The organism is Acidovorax delafieldii 2AN (assembly GCF_000175235.1).
In the GTDB taxonomy this organism is placed as follows: Bacteria; Pseudomonadota; Gammaproteobacteria; order Burkholderiales; family Burkholderiaceae_C; genus Acidovorax; species Acidovorax delafieldii_B.
This window is the reverse complement of sequence record NZ_ACQT01000243.1, coordinates 1-5,251: the sequence shown is the minus strand read 5'-3', so window position 1 is coordinate 5,251 and position 5,251 is coordinate 1. Positions and strand designations below refer to the sequence as shown.

3 protein-coding genes are annotated in these 5,251 nt (G+C 59.6%); 1 reads left to right on the top strand and 2 read right to left on the bottom strand.

The features are described 5' to 3' along the window. Together ACDELDRAFT_RS18780 and ACDELDRAFT_RS18775 are read right to left on the bottom strand one after the other, a co-directional pair. Window positions 1-1,916 (bottom strand): hypothetical protein (locus ACDELDRAFT_RS18780; protein ID WP_085943617.1); only part of this gene is annotated, 1,916 nt, incomplete at its 3' end. A gap of 56 nt (window positions 1,917-1,972) precedes the next feature. Beyond that, the gene (locus ACDELDRAFT_RS18775; RefSeq protein WP_005799594.1) at window positions 1,973-3,295 is read right to left on the bottom strand and encodes a UDP-glucose dehydrogenase family protein; all 1,323 of its coding nucleotides are present in this window, start codon (window positions 3,293-3,295) and stop codon (window positions 1,973-1,975) included. A gap of 62 nt (window positions 3,296-3,357) precedes the next feature. Here ACDELDRAFT_RS18775 and ACDELDRAFT_RS18770 point away from each other — a divergent pair, with 62 nt between their 5' ends. Beyond that, on the top strand, window positions 3,358-4,794 hold the full coding sequence (locus ACDELDRAFT_RS18770) for a hypothetical protein (RefSeq protein ID WP_005799593.1): 1,437 nt from the start codon (window positions 3,358-3,360) through the stop codon (window positions 4,792-4,794). Window positions 4,795-5,251: the final 457 nt, after the last annotated feature.

Here is a 5,251-nt window from a genome sequence, read left to right as displayed (position 1 = left end):
AGCAGGATGCCCTCGCGGACCAGCGGTGATACGACAAGCAACAACCACAGCATAGTAGATACACGGGGAAACTCAATAACACTAACGACCCCACCAATTAAAAAGGTGGCAAAAATCGAACCCATCACGAACAATGCCAGAGGCTGGTGACGACCAATACCCTGGACGGCCATCATCAACGCCCACACTGCCACCGCCGTCACTGCCACCAGGCCGAAAAACCCCCACTCGATCAAGAGTTCCAACAGCAGGTTGTCTATATGCCAAGGTAAAAAATTTTCATAGGCAATACGCCCCCAATAGCGGGGACCTAATGCAAAGGTTGAATTTTTGAGTACCTGCCTGCCCTCCGGATCGATCAGTTCCACCGCATCCAGGCGTATTGGCTCCTTCGCCTCCAATACCGCAATGGACAGGACGCCATCCTTCCATGCAGAACAGATTCCATGCGGCGCAAAAGCGGGTCCCAGCAAAGGCAAGTCAATCCAGCCAGTCGCTGGATTGCTTGATGCGCGCAATTGGAGTGTGCGACTCTGGCAATGGAAGGCATACAACAGATGCTGTTCGCACAACTGAATCTGCAGGCGCATGGGTGATTCCATACGCCCGCGCAGGCGGACACGATAGCCCCCATCAGGCGTCAGAGCCACTCGCTGCGCGAGCCCAAGAGATCCCTTTACATCAGATCGAGTGGGCCCTGATAACCAGACGTGGAAGCTTCCGTCAGCGCTGTGCGTCCACCGCACGCGACCGGGCAGTGCCTCTTCCACGGTGTGCGTGCTGTAGTGCGCTGGAATTCGTCCCGCCCCCAGCCCCCACACCCACTGGCTTGGCGTATTCAACAACCCCAGACCGCGCTGCCAATGGGCAATGCGCTGATAAAGATCAGCATTCGAGCGTGACAGACGATCCGACATGAAGGCACCGCCCTGCAGAACGCCCAGCGTTTCAGCCATCAAGGCAACCAGCAGGCACACCGTCGCCCACTGATGCCACGCTGAATCGTCAGGAGCAACGAAACGGTACTTGTGCGCCAATATGGCCAGCGCAATCGAGGTGAGCGCCACGGACAAGTAGACGCCGCGGGAATATGTCGTGAGTACCGCATAGATCGCCAGCAACACCAGCACTGCCGAAGCGCACCAACGCCAGCCGCGCGGAGAGGACCATGCAGCCCACCACGCAAACGGCAACGCCAACACCAGGTAGGCATCAACGGCACCTCCACCGACGTGCATCTCCCAGAACCATGCCGTGATGCGATAACGGTCATTGAAATCAAGGAGGCCGACATAGACACAACGCTCCCACAGCACTCCGGCGCAGACAAGAAATAGCCCGCCAAGCATGCCTCGCGCCAGCCGCAGGGGCGCCCCCCGGCCCGAACGGTACAACACAGGCATCAGCAGCAGCACCCACGCCAGGCTCTTGGCCACACGCAAGGTGTTGCCTGGCAAATCGTAGTCCCCATAGAACCCCTGGTTCCACAGTTCCTCCAGCAACGCGGCCCAGGTTGTTGCGCCACGCGCATCGTCCAGCCCGCGCCATACCCCCATCAGCAGCACGGGGGGCAACACGACGTACACCCACTGCATGCTGCGCGGCGTCCGGTTGAGTGCCGCCGTGGGCTTGCACCATCCATCAATGCCCCAGCGCATATATGCCCCGCCCATAGCGGCGAGCACCAAAAGATCGGACTCATCCACCAACCACCACCCCGTCCAGGGGGCGAAATTGGCTACCGGTAGCAGGGCTGGCAGCATGAGCCACAGATCAGCGGGCCTGAACATGGCCCATGCAACAACCACCGACAGCACAATCAAGACCAATTCCGGCGACACGGGATGCTGCGCGGCGGCGGCCCCAGCCGCTGCCGCGAACAGCAAGCCGGGCAAGGTCACCCAGGCTTGGCCCACTGCAGAGGGGCTTAAAACAGCATTGCGGGGCATGCGGTCGCCCCGCCCCAATCCGTTCAGCGACCGATGGCCAGGTAGTCAAACCCCTGACCACGCACGAGAGCCGGGTCGTACAGGTTGCGGCCATCCACGATGAGCGGCTGCTTGAGCCTGGACCTGATCAAGTCAAAGTCCGGACTGCGAAACTCTTTCCATTCCGTAACGATGACCAAGGCGTCTGCGTCCTGCAATGCTGCATTGGGGCTCTGTGCGTAGCGGATGCGCGGATCTTCGCCCAGCAGGCGCCGCGCCTCGTGCACGGCAGCGGGGTCATAGGCCGTCAGAGTGGCGCCAGCAGCCAACAGGTCGGCGATCAGCTCCAGGCTGGGAGCTTCACGCATGTCATCCGTGTTGGGCTTGAAGGCCAGTCCCCAGACCGCGAAGTGCCGTCCGGTCAGATCGTCACCGAGGCGCTGCCTGATTTTGCGGCCGAGCACATGTTTCTGCGCCTGGTTGGCCGCCTCCACCGCACTGAGCACCTTCAGATCCAGCCCTGCTTCACTTGTGGCGGTTTTGATAAGCGCCTTCACGTCCTTGGGAAAACACGAGCCCCCATAACCACAGCCGGGGTAAAGAAAGTGGTAGCCGATGCGCGGATCAGCGCCGATGCCCTGGCGCACCATTTCAATATCAGCCCCCAACGTTTCTGCCAGATTGGCAAGTTCATTCATGAAGCTGATGCGCGTGGCCAGCATGGCATTGGCGGCGTACTTGGAGAGCTCGGCGCTGCGCGCGTCGGTCACGATCAGGCGTTCACGGTTGCGCTGGAACGGCGCATAAAGCGCACGCATCAGCAGAATGGCCTGTTCGTCGGACGCACCTATGATGATGCGATCCGGGCGCATGAAGTCTTCGACCGCCGCGCCCTCCTTGAGAAATTCGGGATTGGATACAACGGCATATGGCGTGCGGACGCCCCGCTGTTGCAGTTCGTCCGCAATAGCCGCCTGCACCCCGTCGGCCGTGCCCACGGGCACCGTGCTCTTGTCCACTACCACCTTGTAGTCGGTCATGAAGCGGCCAATATTGCGCGCCGCCGCCAGCACATACCGCATGTCGGCCGAACCGTCTTCGCCGGGCGGCGTACCCACCGCGATGAACTGAATGGTGCCGTGGTGCACTGCGCGCTCCACGTCGGTGGTGAAGTGCAACCGACCAGCAGCCACATTGCGCTGCACCATGTCCTGCAAACCAGGTTCAAAAATCGGAATGTCGCCAGCTTCCAGAATGCGGACCTTTTCCAGGTCCACATCCAGACACAACACGTCATTACCCACTTCGGCCAGGCAGGCCCCGCTGACCAAACCTACATATCCCGTCCCGACCATTGTGATTTTCATGTTGCCCTATCCATTGCACTGTTTGAATCTGACACGTGAAGCGTGCATGATGGTGGCGCGTTATGAAGACCTTGGCAAGACTTCGTCTGACCCGGTTCGCTCGATTCAGTCTGCTGGCTTTTTTAGTGCTGGCGGGCGGCACTGCCTTGGGCGTATGGCTGACACTCACCCCTGCCGGACAGAACCTATGGGGCGAAGCAAACAACCGCAGCCCGCAGGAATTGATCCGTTACCTGAAAAAACGGCTTGAAGGTCACGCCAAGATAGAGAGGGTCCTGCTGCCCTCGCTGCAAGCGATTCAGCGCCGCGTGGAGCGTACGCCACCCATGGGCCCATTGCCCACACTCGGCAAAGGTTGGCAGCCGCGACCGCTTGCGGCATCCAGCCTCGGCATCACCGCCGTACTCCCTGTCGACAGCCCACAGGCAATCCGGCAGGCACTGCTGCAGGCCAAGCCCGGTACTCGCATTGTGATTGCGCCCGGCCTCTATCCTTTTGAGGACACCCTGCGGCTGGGCAATGACGGCACTTCTTCAGCACCCATCGTGCTCAGCACGGACACACCCGGCGCAGTATGGCTCCAGTTCGGACAAATGGAGGGGGTTCTGGTGGACCGGCCTTATTGGGTGTTTGAGAATCTCGATATCCACGGCACCTGCCTCCGCCACGACGACTGCGAGCATGCTTTTCATGTAGTGGGCCGCGGCGCATTTACCATCCTGCGCAACAACTACATCCAGGACTTCAACGCCCACATCAAGGTCAATGGCGACAAGGGTGAGTGGCCCGATCACGGATTGCTGGCCTTCAACACGCTGACAAACACAGCGCCGCGCGACACCTCGCGTTCCGTCGTTCCTTTTGATCTGGTGGGAGCCAACTACTGGAAAGTGCAGGACAACCTGGTCAGCAACTTTGCCAAAAGCGACGGCAACATGGTCTCGTTCGGCATGTTCATGAAAGGCGCCAGTGAAGGCGGACGCATCGAGCGCAACCTGGTTATCTGCTCCCCAAGCGATATCTCGCGTCCCGGCGTCCGCGTAGGTATCTCATTTGGCGGGGGTGGCACCGATCCAGGTTCCTGTCGAAACAAGAACTGTCGAGCTTATGAACACCAATTGGGTCTCGCAGCCAATAACGTTGTAGCCCATTGCAACGACACCGGTCTGGACGTGAACCACTCCAGTCAGATCACGCTTGCCCACAATACCCTCATCAACACCAGTGGTATCAGCGCCCGCAATGCGCCTGCACAGGCCAAGCTGTATGGAAATATGTACGAAGGTGTTGCAAGGGAACGGGACGGTGCGCGTTTGTCTCTCGACATGAACGAACCTCTCAATGCGGCGGAGACGTTTGTAGATGCTGATGCCCTGGTTCTGCAGTGGCGTCGCCCCCCTAATCGCATACCCAGCCTGAGTTTTGTGCTACACGATTTTTACCTTCTGCCCCGCGGGGCCGGGACACTGCCGGGGGCTCTGAATGGGCCCGAACTATAGGCAAAAGCAGCGGTAGACAGGGGGCTGCGGCGCTAACAATCAGTTGCGTCTAGAGTTACCCCCCCTCGGATAATCGTGACGTCTGAGGTCGGCGCGGCCTTCTTTATCCGTCGCCAACGCCATCAAGCAAGCCGCTTGTTGCGCAGTTCTATTACTCCCGACACCCCCAAAACCCGGCCTGATTCCAGGGCATCGCCCTGTAACGGCATATGACCTATGCCAGCCCCCTTTTGCAACCCCTTTAACTGAACGATCTGCATGAGCACGACGCTGATTCATAGACACACACTTCGAAACGATTGTCGCAACGGACTTACGAGCCTGCTTCTTCTAGCCACCTTGTCAGCTTGCGGTGGCGGTAGCGGCGGCGACAGCACAGCTGCAGTAACGGATTCCGCGTCTGCGGATTCGTCCACCGTCGAACTCCAACGCCAGCGCTGGCGCTTGCGCAATCCAG

Coding starts and splice junctions, on each gene's coding strand:
- ACDELDRAFT_RS18775 (WP_005799594.1), bottom strand. CDS start 3,295: ATGAAAATCACAATGGTCGGGACGGGATATGTAGGTTTGGTCAGCGGG.
- ACDELDRAFT_RS18770 (WP_005799593.1), top strand. CDS start 3,358: ATGAAGACCTTGGCAAGACTTCGTCTGACCCGGTTCGCTCGATTCAGT.